This is a genomic window from Streptomyces griseoflavus, assembly GCF_014649995.1.
GTDB lineage: Bacteria > Actinomycetota > Actinomycetes > Streptomycetales > Streptomycetaceae > Streptomyces > Streptomyces griseoflavus.
In genome coordinates this window covers 85,439-101,808 of sequence record NZ_BMUC01000012.1, presented here as the reverse complement: position 1 = coordinate 101,808, position 16,370 = coordinate 85,439, and the positions used below count along the sequence as shown (strand labels likewise).

Here is a 16,370-nt window from a genome sequence, read left to right as displayed (position 1 = left end):
ACTGTCCGCTCCCGGCGCGTACGGCAGGTTCCCGCCGGGCGCGGTTCCGCGCGGACGGCCAGTGTCCCGCCGCCGCGCGCGACCGACGCCACCGGGTCCGTCCCGGCGCCGGGGCGGACCGTCAGCCGGTCGCCTCCCAGTGCTGCTGGATGCGGTTCATGCCGGAGAGCCAGCGGTCCGGTTCGGTGGCGCGGGCCTGGTAGTACTCGGCGACCTCCGGGTGCGGGAGGATCAGGAAGCGGTCCTCCTCGATGCCGCGGAAGAGGGCGTCGGCGACGTCGTCCGGTTCGATCGCGGTCGGCTTGAGGACCAGGTCGCCCGCGCTGCCGCTGGCGTCGAGCATGTCGGTGCGTACGCCCTGCGGACAGATCGCGTGGACCTTCACCCCGCGGTGGCGGTACGTGAGGGACAGCCACTCGGCGAAGGCGTAGGCGCCGTGCTTGGTGACGCTGTAGGGGGCGGTGCCGATCATGGTGAGCAGTCCGGCGGCGGAGACGGTGGAGACGAAGCGGCCGCTGCCGCGCTCCAGCCAGTCCGGCAGCAGTGCGTGCGCCGCGCGGACGTGCGCCATGACGTTGACGTCCCAGGAGAGGGCCCAGCCCTGCTCGTCGAGGGGTTCCCCGGGCCGCCCGCCGTCGCGGCCGACGCCCGCGTTGGCGCAGTAGACGTCGACCGTCCCGCCGAGCGCGTCGCGGGCCTCCTCGACGGTCGAGGAGGCGTCGCCCGGGACCGCGATGCCGCCGATCTCGTCGGCGACGGCCTTGGCCCGGCCGGCGTCCAGGTCGTTGACGACGACCCGCGCGCCCCGGGCGGCGAAGCGGCGGGCGACGGCCGCTCCGATGCCGCCCCCGGCTCCCGTGACGACCACCTTGGCACCCTGCTCGGCTTGCACCATCGGACTCCTTCGACGCGGCTCCCAGCGGTTCCCGGCCGTCAGACTAACCGGTCGGTATGCCCGGTGGAAGAGGTCTTCGGCGTGGGGCCGGTGCGGTGCGTTCCCCGGGCCGGTCACGCACGCTAGCGTGCGTGTGCATGACACCCGCCGCGATCACGGAGGTCACTGTATGAAGCTGTCCAGACGGAGCCTGCTCACCACCACCACGGCCGCGGTCGCGGCCTCCGCCGCGCCGGCGGCCGCCGCGTCCGCGCGGGCGCCGCAGGGGGGAGGCCGCACGCTGCGCACCGGGTTCGATCGGCTCGCCGCGGACGGTTACGCCCTGCTCGACGGCCGGCGCGTGGGCGTGGTCACCAACCCGACCGGCATCACCCGGGACGTGCGGCACATCGTCGACGTCATGCACGCCGACGACCGGGTGGACCTGATCGCCGTCTTCGGCCCCGAGCACGGGTTCCGGGGCACCGCGCAGGCGGGCGGCTCCGAGGGCCGCCACGACGACCCGGCGACCGGCCTGCCGGTCTACGACACGTACCTGAAGAGCGGTCAGGAACTCGCGGACATCTTCACCGCGTCCGGCGTGGACACGGTGGTCTTCGACATCCAGGACGCCGGCGCGCGGTTCTACACCTACATCTGGACCCTGTTCGACTGCATGGAGTCGGCACGGCTCGCCGGCAAGTCGTTCGTGGTCCTGGACCGGCCCAACCCGGTGACCGGCCGGGCCGCGCTCGGTCCGGTGCTGCACGAGGAGTTCGCGACCTTCGTGGGGCGCAAACCCGTCTCGCAGGCCCACGGGATGACGGTGGCGGAACTGGCACGGCTGTTCAACGGGGAGTTCCTCGAGACACCGGTGGCGCTGGAGACCGTGGGGATGTCGGGCTGGAAGCGGTCGGACTTCTACGACGCCTCGGGGCTGCCCTGGGTGCCGCCGAGCCCCAACATGCCGACGCCGGAGACGGCGCTGGTCTACTCCGGGACGTGCCTGTTCGAGGGGACGAACCTGTCGGAGGGGCGCGGCACCACCCGGCCGTTCGAGCTGCTGGGCGCGGACGGGATCGGCGGGGGCTGGGCGGCCGAGGCGAACGGGCTGGGCCTGGCGGGGGTGCGCTTCCGTGAGGCGTACTTCGCGCCGACCTTCTCCAAGTTCCAGGGCAGGACCATCGGGGGCGTGCAGCTTCACGTGCACGACCGGGAGGCGTTCGACCCGGTGCGGACCGGGATCGGGCTGCTGATCACCGCCAGGCGGTCGTGGAGCGGCTTCGCCTGGCGGCCGGACCACTGGATCGACAAGCTCACCGGCTCCACGCTCGTACGCACGATGATCGACGCGGGCGCGGACACGGACGAGGTGGTCGGCGGCTGGCAGGAGGAGCTGGCGCGGTTCCGGAGGGTGCGCCGGGAGTACCTGCTCTACCGCTGAGCGGCGGGGCGGCGAGAGGAAGACGGCGGCGGGTCGCGGGCGGCGACCCGCCGCCGCTTCGCGTCGTGGGACCGTCGGCCCCCCCTGGTGACCTGCGACGTCACTGCGCCGGCCGGTGCCGTCCGGGGCGTCGGGCCGGGCGGATCGGTGACCGGTGTGCATATCGGCCGGTTCTTCAGGAACCCGTGGAAGCCGCGGGGAGTTCTCAGGCTGACGAGGGAGAGCCCCTCCCCTGCGGGGAGGGCACGGAGCGCGGAGCCGCCGGTATCCCCGTGGACGACCACAACTGAAGCGTGCGCCGGGGGAGTTGGCCGCGAGCCCACGCGGCCGGCTGAAGGGGACGCCGAAAAAGGATGGAGCCGATTCGCGTGTCGAAACGTCTATTCGGCGACGTCCGTTCGACGACGCCGAAGTGACCGGATTACAGGTGCAGGTGTGACGGAGGTGCAGGACGATGGCCGGTTTCCGGAGTCTGGCGAGACAGGTCCGAGATCCGCGGTGTGATCTGGCGCTGCGGCGCTACTCGCTGCGCAAGTGCCTGGAGCGGTTCGCTCCCTACGGGCACAGGGCGACCTGGGACCATCTGTGCGCGCGAGCCGGGTTCGATCCCGAGGACCGCTCCGTCGACCCGGTGCGGCTCGTGGCCGCGCTGGACGAGCTGGAGGAGGCCCGGGCGGTCTGGCTGGCCTATGAGACGGAGTTCGCCGAGCGGCGCAGGAAGGAGAAGCACGACGGATTGCGCAGGCCGGGCAGTGTGGACGACTGGCACCGGCTGACCTGGGGCGGTTTCGGGGTGGCCTGGTGCGACGATCCGCGGGTGCACCCGCGGGAGCCGCTGGCCGAGGTGCTGCGGCGGCTGATCGCCGCGCTGGAGCGCGAGCCGGGTACGGCCTGCCCCGTGTGCCGGGGCGACCGGCTCATGTGGCGTCACGGCCTGGATCACGAGCCCTCCGCGGGCCCGGTCTGCACGGACTGCGGCATCCTGGTGCCGCGCCCCGTGCTCACCCCCGGGGCCCTGGCGGACGCCCGCCGGGTGAGGCTGCTGGTGTCGGCCTGAGAGGCAGGGAGCAACGGGGGCGTGGGGGCGCGCGGAGGTTGCCGCGCCCCCGACGGCTCCCGGGGGCGGCGGCAGGTGGCGAACGGCTCGTCCCGCGGGGCACGCGGGGCACGCGGGCGCACGGGCGGCGGGTGAAGCCGCCCCCGCGCCCGTGCACGGTCTCAGTGGGCCTCCGTCTGCCCGCCGTTCTCGGTCATCAGCCGGGACCCGGCCCGGCGTTCGCCGGCGACGTCGTCCGGGTTGGACAGCACGCAGCTGTCCAGCGAGAGGCAGCCGCAGCCGATGCAGTCGGTGAGGTGGTCGCGCAGGCGGTTGAGCTGCCGGATGCGCTCGTCCAGCTCCGAGCGCCAGGTCTCCGACAGGTGCGCCCAGTCGTCCCGGGTCGGGGTGCGTTCCTCGGGCAGTTCGGCGAGCGCCGCGCGAATGGTGGCGAGCGGGATGCCGACCCGCTGGGCGGCGCGGATGAAGGCCACCCGGCGCAGCGTGTCGCGGCTGAAGCGGCGCTGGTTGCCGGGGGTGCGGCGGCTGTGGATGAGGCCCTTGGACTCGTAGAAGTGCAGGGCCGAGACGGCGGCGCCGCTGCGCGCGGAGAGCTGGCCGACCGTGAGCTCGTGGATCTTCTCTGGAATCCGTTGCACTCCTCGAACCCTACCCACCCCGTTCGCGCCCGTGGCCGTTGACAGTGCCCCCCGGGCCGACCATGCTAAGCAGTTGCTTAGGCATGCGCACGCGGATGCGCCTGCGACTTCGTGACGCGAGAGGCCGGGACATGGCAGAACCGAGGATCTTCACGTCCGTCGACGACCTGAAGGCGGCGGTGGGCGAGCAGCTGGGCTACACCGACTGGCTGGAGGTCGACCAGAAGCGGATCGACCTGTTCGCCGACGCCACCGGGGACCACCAGTGGATCCACGTCGATCCGGAGAAGGCCGCGGCGGGGCCGTTCGGGCGGACCATCGCGCACGGCTACCTGACGCTGTCGCTGCTGCCGCTGTTCGGGCCGCAGCTGATCTCCGTCGAGGGCGTGAAGATGGGCGTCAACTACGGCACCAACAAGGTGCGCTTCCCCGCTCCGGTGCCGGTCGGCTCCCGCGTGCGCGCCACCGCGACGATCACCGCCGTGGACGAGGTGGCGGGCGGCGTCCAGGTGGCCACCGCGTTCACCGTGGAGCGCGAGGGCGGGGACAAGCCGGTGTGCGTGGCCGAGTCGGTGGCCCGCTACTACCTCTAGTCGGCGCCCACCACCCGTGGACCGCGCCTACGGCCTCCGGACGGCGCCGTCCCCCCGGGCCCCCACCATCCTGAGCACGAGGTCGGCGTAGAGCTCGCCGACCTCCTCGGGGGTGCGGGGACCGTCGACGTTGAACCAGCGGGCGACGTCGATGCACAGGGAGAGCACGGCGAGGGTGGTGCCCCGGACGTCGGCGACGTCGAAGTCGCCGGAGCGCACCCCCTCCTCGATGATCCCGCGCACCTCGGCGTCCACCTGGCGCCGCAGGCCGAGGATCTCCGCGCGGGCGTCGGGCCCGAGCGAGTCGAGCTCGTACTGCACGACCTTGGCGGTGGTGCGGCCGCCCGCGTGCCAGCGGACGAAGGAGCTGACCGCGTCCGCGAGCCGCTCGGCCGGGGTGCCCTCGGTGCGGGCCGCCGTGCGCAGGATCTCCACGGCCTTCTCGTGGCCGATCCTGCTGATGCGGTGGAGCAGCTCTTCCTTGGTCTTGTAGTGGATGTAGAGCGCGGCCGGGCTCATCCCGGCACGGCCCGCGATGTCGCGGGTCGTCGTGGCGTGGTAGCCGCGCTCCGCGAACGCCTCCACGGCGGCGAGCAGCAGCCGTCGGGCCGCGTCGGGCGTCACCTCGCCCCACGGCTGCGCCTCACCGCCGGCCGTCTCCTCCGCCGTACTCATCGCTCACCTCATTCGCTTGCAGGAGTAACACCATACCGGCAAGGGTGAGCGGGCGCTTAGCGCCGGTGCGGTGGATCACGCGCCGGGCGGGCCCGGACGCGGGGTCACAGCTTCTGCAGTGGGTCGTGTTCGGCGAGGAGCTTCTCCAGGCGGGCCTGGTCAACCCGGTTGACGATCTGCCCGGCCTCCTGGCGGTCACGGATGACCTTGGCCAGGGTGAAGGCGGACGTGACGAGGTAGAGGACCGCGATGCCGAGGAAGGCGCGGACCCAGGCGTCGGTCTCCAGATTGAAGATGCCGACCGCGGTGGCGCCGATGGCCACTCCGAAGGACGCCACGGCCTGTCCGTAGAAGGCGGCCGTGCTCTGCTGCTTGACCGGTGTGTCGCTCATGGCGACAAGAATCGGCGGACGTGGCCGGGGCCACATCCGCTCGGGTACTCAGGCAGGTACTCAGAAGGCCGAAACCCCGGTCAGGGCACGCCCGATGACCAGCTTCTGGATCTGGCTAGTGCCCTCGTAGAGGGTCATCACGCGCGCGTCGCGCAGGAGTTTGCCCGCCGGGTACTCGTCGATGTAGCCGTAGCCGCCGAAGACCTGCAGGGCGTTGTTCGCGGCGCGGACGGCCGCCTCCGAGGCGAACAGCTTGGCCTTGGAGGACTCCACGGCGAACGGCCGGCCGCGGTCGATCAGGTCGGCGACCCGCCAGGTGAGCAGCCGGGCGGCGTCGACGTCCACGGCGATGTCGCTGATCAGCTCCTGCACCAGCTGGTGACGGGCGATGGACTTCCCGAACTGCTCGCGCTCCCCCGCGTAGCGCACGGCCGCGTCCAGGGCGGCCTGCGCTATGCCGACGCAGCCGGCCGCGACCGACATCCGGCCCTTGGCGAGGGCGGACATGGCGACGGAGAAGCCCTTGCCCTCCTCGCCCAGCATCGCCGAGGCGGGGACGCGCACCTCGTCCAGAACGAGTTCGGCGGTGGCCTGGCCGCGCAGGCCGAGCTTGCCGTGGACGGCGCGGCGGGTCAGGCCGGGGGTGTCGCCGGGGACGAGAAAGGCGGAGACGCCCTTGTGGCCGGGGGCGTCGGTGGAGCGGGCGAAGAGCAGGACCACGTCGGCCCAGGTGCCGTTGGTGATGAACATCTTGGTGCCGCTGATGACGTAGCCGTCGCCGTCGCGCACCGCGCGGGTGGTGAGGTTGCCGGCGTCGGAGCCGGTGCCCGGCTCGGTCAGGCCGAAGCATCCGACGTAGGCGCCGGAGGTGAGCCCCGGCAGCCAGGCGCGCTTGTGTTCCTCGCTCCCCCAGGCGGCGATCGTCTTGGCGACCAGGCCGAGGGAGACGGAGACGATGCCGCGCACGGAGGAGTCACCGCGCCCGAGCTCCTCGGTGACCAGGCAGTAGGAGAGGTGGTCACCGCCCGAGCCGCCGTACTCCTCGTCGACCGTCAGCCCGAGGAAGCCGACCTCGCCGAGCTTGGCGACGATGCCGCGGTCGACCTCCTCGGCGCGGTCCCAGGCGGCGGCGTGCGGCGTGACCTCGCGCTCCACGAAGTCCCGGGCGAGCCGGCGGACGGCCTCCTGCTCGTCACTCAGCTCCAGGTCCATTACGAGTCACCCCACGTGAGATCCGCTTGCCGTGCACGACACCGGACCGTGCACCGTTAAATTAGCACTGCTAGTTTCTTGTCGCGGTCCTACTATGTGCGCCATGGCCCGACCGCGCAAGCCCCTGCTCAGCACCGACCGGATCGTCGAGACGGCCCGGGCGCTCGTGGACGCGGAGGGCCTGGCCGCCGTCTCCACGCGCCGGCTCGCCGCGGAGCTGGGGGTGAGCGGGCCCTCGCTCTACAACCACTTCCGCACCAAGGACGAGATCCTGGAGGCGGTGGCCGACTCGGTGAGCGCGCTGGTCGACCTGTCGATGTTCGAGGACGGCAGGGACTGGCGGACCGCGCTGCACGACTGGGCGGTCTCCTACCGGGGCGCGCTGCGCGAGCACCCGAACATCGTGCCGGTCCTGGCCCGGGGCCCGGGCCGACGCCCGGCGGCACTGCGGCTGGCCGACGCGGCCTACGGCGCGATGGTCGAGGCCGGCTGGCCGCCCGCGCAGGCCACCTCCATCGGCGCGCTGATGCGGTACTTCATCATGGGCTCCGCGCTGGGCTCCTTCGCGGGCGGCTTCGTCGACGACGCCAGCGCCTACGACCCGGCCGACTACCCCCACCTCGGGCAGGCCCACCTGCTCGCCGACCAGCAGGAGAAGATCGACGAGCGGGCCTTCGAGACGGGGCTGGCCGCGCTGCTGGACGGACTGGCCCAGCAGTACGAGCGGCTCCGCACCGGCGCCTGAGCGGATCCGTGCCCGTCCGTCGGGCCGTGCCCGCGCACCGGACGCTTCGGTGAGGGCCGAAGCGTGCGTGCCGCATGCTGGGACGCATGACTACGAAGGACGCCAGGGCGGCGGGGCTGGCGCGTCTCGCCTCGCTGGCCGCCGACGAGACCCGGGCCGCGTGCCTGCTGGCGCTGCTGGACGGGCGGGCCTGGACGGCGGGTGAGCTGGCCCGGCACTGCCGGGTGGCCGCGTCCACGCTGAGCGAGCACCTGGGCAAGCTGGTCGCGGGCGGGCTGCTCGCCGAGGAGCGGCAGGGGCGGCACCGGTACGTACGGCTGGCCGACGCACGGGTCGCCCAGCTGGTGGAGGACCTGGCCGCACAGGTCGCCCCGGGCGCCGCCGAGCGGCCGCGCACGCTGCGGCAGTCCGGCGCGGGGTCGGCGATGGCCCGCGGGCGCACCTGCTACGACCATCTCGCCGGCCGGCTCGGCATCGCCGTCACCGACGCCCTCACCGCGCGGGGGCTGCTGCGCCAGGACACCGGGTTCGCGCTGACCGACGCGGGCCTGCGCTGGTTCGGGGCGGCCGGCATCGCGCTGGACCGCCCGGGGCGCCGCCCGCTGGCCCGGGCCTGCCTGGACTGGACGGAGCGCCGGCCCCACCTCGCCGGGGTGGCGGGCGCGGCCCTGTGCCGGCACGCCCTGGACGCGGGGTGGTGCGTCCGCATCGGCTCGGAGCGGGCGGTGAAGGTCACGGAGGCCGGCGAGCGCGCGCTGTCGGAGCTGCTGGGTGTCGAGGCGGCGGCCCTTCGGTGACCGGCACGTCCGACATCCGCGAGCCCCCTCCTCGGCAGGGGCGGTGAGAGGGGGCCGCACCTGACGCCGGTGGCGGTGTGCGCCAGGGCCCGGCGCGCCTGGGCGGGGTCAGTACACGACCAGGGCCCGTCCCCCCTTGCCCGCCGTCATGGCGTCGAAGGCGGCCGGGATGTCCTCGAGCGCGATGCGTTCGGTGACCAGGGCGCCCAGGTCGAGGCGGCCCGCCCGGATGTGCTCGGCGAGGACCGGCAGGTCGCGGGCCGGGTCGGAGTTGCCGTAGACGCAGCCGGAGAGGGTGCGGCCCCAGTGGAAGATCTCCAGCGCGTTGAAGGTGACCTGCTGGTCCTTGCCGCCGATGCCGACGACCGTGGTGCGGCCGCCGCGCCGGGTGGATTCCCAGGCCGTGCGGATGGTGGTGGCGCGGCCGACGCACTCCACGGCCACGTCCACGCCCTCCTTGCCGGTGAGGGCACGGATCTCGCGGGCGGTGGTGTCGGAGGCGACCACGTAGTCGGTGGCCCCGGCGGACCGGGCGAGTTCCTCCTTCTCCGGGGAGACGTCGACCGCGACGATCGTGGACGCGCCCGCGATGCGGGCCGACTGGAGGGCGGCCAGGCCCACTCCCCCGGCCCCGAACACGGCGACCGTCTCGCCGGACCGCACCCGGGCGGAGTGGTGGACGGCGCCGTAGCCGGTGAGCACGGCGCAGCCCAGCAGGGCCGCGTCGGTGAGCGGGACGCCGTCCGGGGCGGGCAGCACACAGGAGGCGGGCACCACCGTCTCCTCGGCGAACGCGGCGACGTTCAGCCCGGGGTACAGGTCGGTGCCGTCGTCGGCGCGGCGGGCGTGCACCTCGGCCGCGCCGGCCAGGGCGCCCGCGCAGAGCCAGACCTCGCCGCGCGCGCAGGCGGGGCAGGCACCGCAGGACGGGGCCCAGTTGAGGACCACGCGGTCGCCGGGCGCGGTACGGGTGACGCCCTCGCCGACGGCGACGACCGTGCCGGCGCCCTCGTGTCCGAGGACGGCGGGGACCGGCAGGCGCATGGTGCCGTTGGACAGGGACAGGTCGGAGTGGCAGACGCCGGCGGCGGCGAGCCGGACGCGGACCCGGCCGGGGCCGGGTTCGGGAAGCTCGATCCCGGTGATCTCCAACGGGGCGTCGACAGCGGGCAGGACGGCGGCACGTACGGCCATGATGGTGGGGACTCCCTCAGAACTGGAAGGACTTGGTCTGGAGGTACTCGGCGAGGCCGTGCGCGCCCAGCTCCCGGCCCACCCCGGACTGCTTGTAACCGCCGAAGGGCGCGAGGGGGTTGAAGCGGCCGCCGTTGATGTCGACCTGGCCGGTGTCCATCCGGCGGGCGAAGGCGACCGCCTCCGCCTCGTCCCCGGCCCAGACGGCGCCGGCCAGGCCGTAGACGGTGCCGTTGGCGATGCGCAGGGCGTCGTCCTCGTCGTCGTAGCGCAGGACGGACAGGACGGGGCCGAAGATCTCCTCCTGGGCGATGGTCATCTCCGGGGTGACGTCGGCGAAGACGGTGGGGCTGACCCAGTAGCCCTTCTCTCGGGGGGCGTCGGGGCCGCCCGCGACGATGCGGGCGCCCTCGGCGGTGCCCTTCTCGATGTAGCCGCGCACCCGGTCGCGCTGCCTGGCGTTGACCACGGGGCCGATGCGGTCGCCGTACTTGTCCGCGGCGGCCGCGGCCAGTTCCACGGCCTCGTCGTAGCGGTCCCGGTGGACCAGCATGCGGGTCCAGGCGCTGCACGTCTGGCCGGAGTTGGACATCACGTTGGCGACGCCGACGTTGACCGCGCGGGCCAGGTCGGCGCTCGGCAGGATGACGTTGGCGGACTTGCCGCCGAGTTCGAGGGCGACCCTCTTCACCATGCCGGTGGCGATCGCGCCGATCCGGCGGCCCACGGCGGTGGAGCCGGTGAAGGAGACCAGGTCGACGTCCGGGTGCTCGGCGAGGGCCTGGCCGGCCACCGGGCCGAGACCGGTGACGAGGTTGAACACACCGGCGGGGATACCGGCCTCGTGGACGGCGTCGGCGAAGAGCCGGGCGACCAGCGGGGTGTCCTCGGCGGGCTTGACGACGAGGGTGCAGCCGGCCGCGAGGGCGGGCGCGGTCTTGGCGACGATCTGGTGGAGGGGGTAGTTCCAGGGGGTGATCGCACCGACCACTCCGACGGGTTCGTGCAGGACCGTCGAGTTGCCGACCCGCTCCTCGAAGGCGTAGCCGGCCGCGAGCTCCGCGTACGAGCCCGTGACCGCGACCGGCACGCCGGCGTGGACGGCCTGCGAGAGCTTCAGGGGCGAGCCGAGTTCGGCGGTCACCGTCCGGGCGATCTCGTCCTGGCGGGCGAGGAGCACGTCCCGGAGGGCGGTCAGGCGGGCGGCGCGCTCGGCGGGCGGGGTGGCCGCCCAGGCGGGGAGGGCGGCGCGGGCCGCGCGGACGGCGGCGTCGACGTCCTCCACGGTGCCCGCGGGGACGGTGGCGATCACCTCTTCGTCGGCCGGGTTCACGACCTCGATCACGCCGGTACCCGCGGCGGGGCGCCAGGTGCCGTCGATGTACATGCCGTCGTGTGCCTTCATCGCGCTTCCTCCGGGGCGGGCGTCGGTGTGCGACTGCTCGTGTCGTCCGACACCTAAACTAGCGATGATAGTTTTCCGGCGCCAGGGGGAGGGCCGGCGCCCGCCCGGGCGTCACTCCTCCAGGTCGGGCAGCCGGTCGGGGCTGGGGCAGATCCGCCGGCCGTACTGGTCGAAGACGAACAGGTGGGCGAGATCCACCAGGAGCGGCACCTGCATGCCGTGCCGGAGCCGGATGTCGGGGGTGGTGCGGACGATGAAGTCACCGGGGACGCGCGGCTCCGCGGAGGCGGAGGCGAAGGCGGAGGCCGGGTCCGGACGGGCGGGCGCGTCCGGTGTCACCACGGGGCCCGCCCGCAGCGCCCCGGCCCGTTCCCGCAGCCGCTCCAGGACCGTGCCGCCCTCGCGGCGGCGCCGGGCGGGGCGGTCGGGGGCGGGGCGCGGGGCCTCCAGTTCGGGGACGAGGGCGGGCCGGGAGCCGGTGTTGAAGTGGACGAGCACCTCGTGGCCCTGGAACTCCAGGTGCTCCACCAGGCCGGTGAGCGCCACCTCGCCGGTGCGGGCGGCGGCCGGTCCGGCGATCCGCACGGCCTCGGAGCGCAGGCCGACGATCACCTCGCGGCCCTGCTGCACGCGCAGCAACTGATGGTCGAGGGACAGGGGTTCGGGCAGCCTCAGGAACTGCTTGCCCAGGCTGATCGTCATCGCACCGTCCAGCGGGGCGCGCACCAGACCGCGCAGCAGATTGATGCGCGGGGTGCCGATGAACGCGGCGACGAACACGTTCTCCGGCAGTGAGTACACCGCGCGGGGGCTGCCGACCTGCTGGAGGACACCGCCGCGCAGTACGGCGACCCGGTCGCCCAGTGACATCGCCTCGGCCTGGTCGTGGGTGACGTAGACGGTGGTGACACCCAGTTCTCGGGTGAGCCGGGCGATCTCGGCGCGCAGGTGGTTGCGGAGCTTGGCGTCGAGGTTGGACAGCGGCTCGTCCATCAGGAACGCGGAGGGGTGGCGGGCGATGGCCCGTCCCATCGCCACGCGCTGGCGCTCCCCGCCGGAGAGCTGCCCGGGGAAGCGGTCGAGCAGGTCCTCGATGCCGAGCATGCGGGCGGTGGCGTCGACGCGGGGCGCCGGGTCGGCGTGGGGGGCCTCGATGCGCAGCGGGAAGCCGATGTTGTCGCGGCTGGTCATGCTCGGGTAGAGGGCGAAGTTCTGGAACACCATCGCCATGTCGCGCTCGGACGGGGGCAGATCGTTGCCGTACTCGCCGTCGAGGAACAGCCGGCCCTCGTCGATGTCCTCCAGTCCGGCGATCATCCGGAGCACCGTGGACTTGCCGCAGCCCGAGGGGCCGAGCAGGACGAGGAACTCGCCGGGCGCGATGTCCAGCGACAGCCGGTCCACCACGCGGGCGTCCCGCGTGTAGGCCTTGCTCACGTCGTGCAGGGAGATGGCGCGTGTCATGAGGGTGCCCCCGGGGGCTCATCAGGGCGCTGGCGCTCCGCGGTCGGACGCCTCGTGCGAGTCGTACGGGGCGTGTGAGTCACGGAAGCTAACGGAAAGTAGGCGCCCGGGGGAAGACGTGGGACGGGATCCCGGCGCTTCGTCCGATCGGTGAGAAAGCGGACGTCCGCATTCAGCGGCGGTCACGCCCCTGCGGCGCACCGCTCGGCCGCGCCGGCGGGACAGGCCGCGGCTTCTTTCAGGTCGTTGCCCCGGCCGTCCCGGTCACGGGCGCGCCCAGCGGCGCCAGTTCGACGGGCACCCCGTTGAGCACGGCGTTGCCGGAGAGCGGGTCGAGGAGGCTGCCGTCGAGGAGCTGGTTGACGTTGACGCCGGGATCGGCGGCCGCGTGCCGCATCCGGGTGCCGGGGCGGTCGTGGCCCCAGCCGTGCGGCAGGCTCACCACGCCCGGGCGTACGGCGTCGGTGACCTCGGCGGGGGCGGTCACCTCTCCCCCGGCGGCCTTGACGCGGACCGGCTGCCCGTCCCGTACGCCGAGGCGTGCGGCGTCGTCCGGGTGCAGGTGCAGGGTGCAGCGGTTGGAGCCGCCGGTGAGGGCGGGCACGTTGTGCATCCAGCTGTTGTTGGAACGCAGATGGCGGCGGCCGACGAGGACGAGTCCGCCGGGGCGCTCGTCCAGGGCGGCGCGCAGGCGCGGGAGGTCGGCGGCGATCGGGTCCGGCAGCAGTTCGACCTTCCCGCTGCGCGTCTTCAGCGGCTGGGGGAGCCGCGGGCGCAGCGGGCCGAGGTCGATGCCGTGCGGGTGGGCGAGCAGCCTCTCCAGGGTGAGCCCGTCGGGCTCGGCTCCGAAGCCGTCGCCGTACGGGCCGAGGCGCAGCATCATGTCCAGGCGCCGTTCGGGGCCGGTCCCGCCGGTGAGGTGGGCGGCGAGTTCCTTCGGGTCGCGGCCGCGCACCGGGGAGTGCGGGTCCTTCACCGCCCTGCCGAGGGTCCGGTCGACGGCCAGGGCGTCCACGACGGCGGGATCGGCCCCGTGCCCGCCGGTCGCGGCGAGGACGAGCCGGGCGAGGATCTCGGTCTCCGCCATCCGGCCGGGTTCCAGGGGCACGGCCGGGCGGGTGTAGCGGACCTGGTTGCGCACGGCGAGGGTGTTGAAGGCGAAGTCGTGGTGCGGGCTCTGCGCGGGCGGGGGCGGCGGCAGGACGACGTCGGCGTGGCGGGAGGTCTCGTTGAGGTACGGGTCGACGCTCACCATGAAGTCGAGGGAGCCGAGCGCCTTGTCGAGGCGGTCGCCGTCGGGGGCGGAGAGGACCGGGTTGGCGGCGACGGCGATGAGGGCGCGTACCGGCTCGCCCTCGTCCGTGGGGGTGTCGATCTCCTCGGCGAGGGCGGACATCGGGAGTTCGCCCTTGGCCTCGGGGTGCCGGCTCACCCGGGAGTGCCAGCGCCCCAGGGCGAAGCCGTGGCCGGGCCCGGCGGGGCGCGGGGTCCGGTCGGTGGCGGCCTGCGGGAAGAGCGCGCCGCCCGGGCGGTCGAGGTTGCCGGTGAGGACGTTGAGGATGTCGACGAGCCAGCTGGCGAGGGTGCCGTGCGGGACGGTGCAGCTGCCGATGCGGCCGTAGACGGCGGCGGTGGGGGCGGCGGCGAGTTCCCTGGCGAGGGCGCGGACGGTGGCCGCGTCGACGTCGCAGGCGGCGGAGACGGCTTCGGGGGTGAAGTCCCTGAGTGCGGCGGCCAGTTCGGCCAGGCCGTCGACGTGGGGGGCGCACGTGCCGAGGTCGACGAGGTCCTCGTCGAACAGGGTGTGGGCCATCGCCGCGAGGAGCAGCGCGTCGGTGCCGGGGCGGACGGCGAGGTGACGGTCGGCGAGGCGGGCGGTGCGGGTGCGGCGCGGGTCGACGACGGTGAGGGTGCCGCCGCGCGCCTTCAGCGCCTTGAGCCGCCCGGGGAAGTCGGGGGCGGTGCACAGGCTGCCGTTGGACTCCAGGGGGTTGGCGCCGATCAGCAGCAGGTGGTCGGTGCGGTCGAGGTCGGGTACGGGGATGAGGCCCGCGTCGCCGAAGAGCAGTCCGCTGGACACGTGCTTGGGCATCTGGTCCAGGGTCGAGGCGGTGAACAGGCTGCGGGTGCCGAGTCCGGCGATCAGCAGGGGCGGGTAGAGGGCCCCGGCCATGGTGTGGACGTTGGGGTTGCCGAGGACGATGCCGACGGCGTGCGGTCCGTGCCGCTCGACGACGGGCCGGATCCCGGCGGCCACGGCGTCGAAGGCCTCCTCCCAGGTGGCCTCGCGCAGTTCGCCGTCGACGCGGACGAGCGGGGTGCGCAGCCGGTCGGGGTCGGCGTCCACGGCGCCGAAGGCGGCGCCCTTGGGGCAGATGAAGCCCTTGCTGAACACGTCGTCCCGGTCGCCGCGGGCGCCGGTGACACGGCCGTCGTCGATGGTGAGCGTCAGGCCGCAGGTGGCTTCGCACAGGGGGCAGATACGCAGGGCGGTGCGGGACACGGGTCCTCCCGGTACGGCGGCGGTGACGCACGGACGGGCCGAGCATACCGACCGGTACGGATGCTGGGGAGGGGGTGCCGGTGGGCTGTTACCGGTCCAGCGCCCGGGCCAGGTAGGCGCGCAGCATCTCGCGCAGCTCCGCGATGACCTTCTCGTCCCCCTCGGGCTCCATCCGGAACGCGAGCTGGACGAGGGCGTCGGCGGTCTCGACGGCGACGAGGAACGCGCGGCGCAGATCGTCGTCGGCCTCGCGCTCCAGATGGGCGGCGAGCAGCTCGGTGAGCCGGTCGGCGACCCGGCGGTTGGGCCCGGCCCGGGTGCCGACGGGGATCTGGTTGCCGAAGTCCACGAGGGAGAAGCCGGGCGCGGTGCGCTTCATGTCCAGGTAGGTGTCGAGCACGGCGTCCAGGGCCTGCCGCCAGCTCCGGTCGTCGGCGGCCCGGAGCCGTTCGGTGACCCGTTCCGTGAAGCGTTCGAGGTTGCGCCGGGCCAGGGCGTCGGCCATCTGGCGCTTGTTGCCGAAGAAGCGGTAGACGGAGCCGATGGGCACCCGGGCGCGTTCGGCGACGGCGCGGGTGCTGAGGTCGTCGTAACCGGCCTCGTCGAGCAGTTCGGCGCAGGCGTCGAGGATTCTGGCCAGCCGTTCGGCACTGCGCCGCTGCACGGGCGCTCGGCGGAGCGATGTCGCATGGGGCACGGGCCTCATCATGCCCGCCCGGCACCGTCCGGTGAACCTCGCCCCGTGCCGCGGCGCCGGCCGTCGGGGCCGCCGGCGACCGGCTCCGCCACGGCCGCTCCGGCGATCGGCTCGGCGCTGGGCTCCGCACCCGGCCCGTCGTCCGACACCGTGATGTCGGCCGTGCTCTCCACCGGCTCCCCGTCCACGGCCCACACCGAGCCGTCGTCGGCGTACAGGCGCGCGGTGACCTGGTGCGTGCCGCGCCGCGGGACGAGGCCGCCGGGCAGGTGGTACTCGGGGGTGCGCAACTGGGCGACTCGACGGCCGTTCACCTCGAGGTGCGCCAGACCGCGGCCGGCCACCGCCCGCCCGTCCGTCCCGTCCGGGGAGAAGCGGAAGTTGCGCACCCGCAGCCGTACGTCCCAGCCGCCGTCGGTGTCGGGCACGACCTCGACACCGACCTCGGGGGCGTCCTCGCCGTCCACCTCGCGGTAGGGGCGCCCCTCCTGGTCGCGCTCGTCGAGGAGCCGGCCGGCGGGTGAGGGCGACACCTCGTCCCGCCCTTCGGGGGTACGGGGTACGCAGCCCGCGGATCCGGCCACCAGCACGACACAGACCGCGAGCGCGGTGATCAGGCTCCGCGTCCACGTCATGTGCGGGAGCGTAGAACACCGGTGCGAGTCCGCGGATCCCCCTGA

Annotated in this window: 16 protein-coding genes; 5 read left to right on the top strand and 11 right to left on the bottom strand. The window is 73.9% G+C overall.

Translation table 11 applies throughout. The features are described 5' to 3' along the window. Positions 1-121: 121 nt before the first annotated feature. Positions 122-895, bottom strand: coding sequence for an SDR family oxidoreductase (locus IE172_RS24005; RefSeq protein WP_190099382.1), 774 nt, complete (start codon positions 893-895; stop codon positions 122-124). A 169-nt stretch (positions 896-1,064) separates the two neighbouring features. Here IE172_RS24005 and IE172_RS24000 point away from each other — a divergent pair, with 169 nt between their 5' ends. Together IE172_RS24000 and IE172_RS23995 are read left to right on the top strand one after the other, a co-directional pair. Further along, positions 1,065-2,318 (top strand): exo-beta-N-acetylmuramidase NamZ family protein, encoded by a 1,254-nt coding sequence (locus IE172_RS24000; RefSeq protein ID WP_190099381.1) that lies wholly within the window; start codon positions 1,065-1,067, stop codon positions 2,316-2,318. Between the two features lie 454 nt (positions 2,319-2,772). Further along, the gene (locus IE172_RS23995; RefSeq protein WP_190099380.1) at positions 2,773-3,375 is read left to right on the top strand and encodes a hypothetical protein; all 603 of its coding nucleotides are present in this window, start codon (positions 2,773-2,775) and stop codon (positions 3,373-3,375) included. A gap of 161 nt (positions 3,376-3,536) precedes the next feature. Here IE172_RS23995 and soxR read toward each other — a convergent pair whose 3' ends face one another. Then, a complete protein-coding gene (gene soxR / locus IE172_RS23990) occupies positions 3,537-4,013 on the bottom strand; it encodes a redox-sensitive transcriptional activator SoxR (protein ID WP_190099379.1) in 477 nt (158 codons plus the stop codon). Positions 4,014-4,144: 131 nt separating this feature from the next. On the opposite strand from soxR, the gene IE172_RS23985 reads away from it, so the two are divergent. After that, complete coding sequence (locus tag IE172_RS23985) at positions 4,145-4,606, top strand: MaoC family dehydratase (RefSeq protein WP_190099378.1); 462 nt, start codon at positions 4,145-4,147, stop codon at positions 4,604-4,606. A 27-nt stretch (positions 4,607-4,633) separates the two neighbouring features. Here IE172_RS23985 and IE172_RS23980 read toward each other — a convergent pair whose 3' ends face one another. The 3 genes from IE172_RS23980 to IE172_RS23970 form a co-directional block, all read right to left on the bottom strand. Continuing rightward, positions 4,634-5,281: a TetR/AcrR family transcriptional regulator gene (locus IE172_RS23980; protein WP_190099377.1), complete on the bottom strand. Its 648-nt coding sequence runs from the start codon at positions 5,279-5,281 to the stop codon at positions 4,634-4,636. A 104-nt stretch (positions 5,282-5,385) separates the two neighbouring features. Beyond that, on the bottom strand, positions 5,386-5,673 hold the full coding sequence (locus tag IE172_RS23975; RefSeq protein WP_145828067.1) for a YiaA/YiaB family inner membrane protein: 288 nt from the start codon (positions 5,671-5,673) through the stop codon (positions 5,386-5,388). Positions 5,674-5,733: 60 nt separating this feature from the next. Then, positions 5,734-6,885 carry an acyl-CoA dehydrogenase family protein gene (locus IE172_RS23970; RefSeq protein ID WP_190099376.1) on the bottom strand — a complete coding sequence of 384 codons (1,152 nt, stop codon included), beginning with the start codon at positions 6,883-6,885 and terminating at the stop codon, positions 5,734-5,736. 103 nt (positions 6,886-6,988) lie between these two features. Between IE172_RS23970 and IE172_RS23965 the strand changes: the two genes are divergently transcribed. Both IE172_RS23965 and IE172_RS23960 read left to right on the top strand, forming a co-directional pair. Next, entirely contained in the window at positions 6,989-7,630 is a 642-nt protein-coding gene (locus IE172_RS23965) for a TetR/AcrR family transcriptional regulator (protein ID WP_190099375.1), read from the top strand. Between the two features lie 86 nt (positions 7,631-7,716). Then, complete coding sequence (locus tag IE172_RS23960) at positions 7,717-8,427, top strand: ArsR/SmtB family transcription factor (RefSeq protein WP_190099374.1); 711 nt, start codon at positions 7,717-7,719, stop codon at positions 8,425-8,427. 108 nt (positions 8,428-8,535) lie between these two features. Here the strand turns inward: IE172_RS23960 and IE172_RS23955 are convergent, their stop codons facing one another. The 6 genes from IE172_RS23955 to IE172_RS23930 all read right to left on the bottom strand — a co-directional run bounded on the left by IE172_RS23955 (position 8,536) and on the right by IE172_RS23930 (position 16,325). Continuing rightward, positions 8,536-9,621, bottom strand: a complete 1,086-nt coding sequence (locus IE172_RS23955; protein WP_190099373.1) for a Zn-dependent alcohol dehydrogenase — start codon at positions 9,619-9,621, stop codon at positions 8,536-8,538. A gap of 16 nt (positions 9,622-9,637) precedes the next feature. Next, the gene (locus IE172_RS23950; RefSeq protein ID WP_190099372.1) at positions 9,638-11,026 is read right to left on the bottom strand and encodes an aldehyde dehydrogenase family protein; all 1,389 of its coding nucleotides are present in this window, start codon (positions 11,024-11,026) and stop codon (positions 9,638-9,640) included. A 111-nt stretch (positions 11,027-11,137) separates the two neighbouring features. Next, positions 11,138-12,490, bottom strand: coding sequence for an ABC transporter ATP-binding protein (locus tag IE172_RS23945; RefSeq protein ID WP_190099371.1), 1,353 nt, complete (start codon positions 12,488-12,490; stop codon positions 11,138-11,140). Between the two features lie 238 nt (positions 12,491-12,728). Further along, a complete protein-coding gene (locus IE172_RS23940; RefSeq protein WP_190099370.1) occupies positions 12,729-14,993 on the bottom strand; it encodes a molybdopterin oxidoreductase family protein in 2,265 nt (754 codons plus the stop codon). A gap of 88 nt (positions 14,994-15,081) precedes the next feature. Further along, positions 15,082-15,699: a TetR/AcrR family transcriptional regulator gene (locus IE172_RS23935; protein WP_190099490.1), complete on the bottom strand. Its 618-nt coding sequence runs from the start codon at positions 15,697-15,699 to the stop codon at positions 15,082-15,084. Further along, positions 15,699-16,325, bottom strand: coding sequence for a hypothetical protein (locus IE172_RS23930; protein ID WP_190099369.1), 627 nt, complete (start codon positions 16,323-16,325; stop codon positions 15,699-15,701). The genes IE172_RS23935 and IE172_RS23930 overlap by 1 nt, the downstream gene beginning before the upstream one ends. Between the last annotated feature and the right edge of the window lie 45 nt (positions 16,326-16,370).

Coding starts and splice junctions, on each gene's coding strand:
- IE172_RS24005 (WP_190099382.1), bottom strand. CDS start 895: ATGGTGCAAGCCGAGCAGGGTGCCAAGGTGGTCGTCACGGGAGCCGGG.
- IE172_RS24000 (WP_190099381.1), top strand. CDS start 1,065: ATGAAGCTGTCCAGACGGAGCCTGCTCACCACCACCACGGCCGCGGTC.
- IE172_RS23995 (WP_190099380.1), top strand. CDS start 2,773: ATGGCCGGTTTCCGGAGTCTGGCGAGACAGGTCCGAGATCCGCGGTGT.
- IE172_RS23985 (WP_190099378.1), top strand. CDS start 4,145: ATGGCAGAACCGAGGATCTTCACGTCCGTCGACGACCTGAAGGCGGCG.
- IE172_RS23980 (WP_190099377.1), bottom strand. CDS start 5,281: ATGAGTACGGCGGAGGAGACGGCCGGCGGTGAGGCGCAGCCGTGGGGC.
- IE172_RS23975 (WP_145828067.1), bottom strand. CDS start 5,673: ATGAGCGACACACCGGTCAAGCAGCAGAGCACGGCCGCCTTCTACGGA.
- IE172_RS23970 (WP_190099376.1), bottom strand. CDS start 6,885: ATGGACCTGGAGCTGAGTGACGAGCAGGAGGCCGTCCGCCGGCTCGCC.
- IE172_RS23965 (WP_190099375.1), top strand. CDS start 6,989: ATGGCCCGACCGCGCAAGCCCCTGCTCAGCACCGACCGGATCGTCGAG.
- IE172_RS23960 (WP_190099374.1), top strand. CDS start 7,717: ATGACTACGAAGGACGCCAGGGCGGCGGGGCTGGCGCGTCTCGCCTCG.
- IE172_RS23955 (WP_190099373.1), bottom strand. CDS start 9,621: ATGGCCGTACGTGCCGCCGTCCTGCCCGCTGTCGACGCCCCGTTGGAG.
- IE172_RS23950 (WP_190099372.1), bottom strand. CDS start 11,026: ATGAAGGCACACGACGGCATGTACATCGACGGCACCTGGCGCCCCGCC.
- IE172_RS23945 (WP_190099371.1), bottom strand. CDS start 12,490: ATGACACGCGCCATCTCCCTGCACGACGTGAGCAAGGCCTACACGCGG.
- IE172_RS23935 (WP_190099490.1), bottom strand. CDS start 15,699: ATGAGGCCCGTGCCCCATGCGACATCGCTCCGCCGAGCGCCCGTGCAG.
- IE172_RS23930 (WP_190099369.1), bottom strand. CDS start 16,325: ATGACGTGGACGCGGAGCCTGATCACCGCGCTCGCGGTCTGTGTCGTG.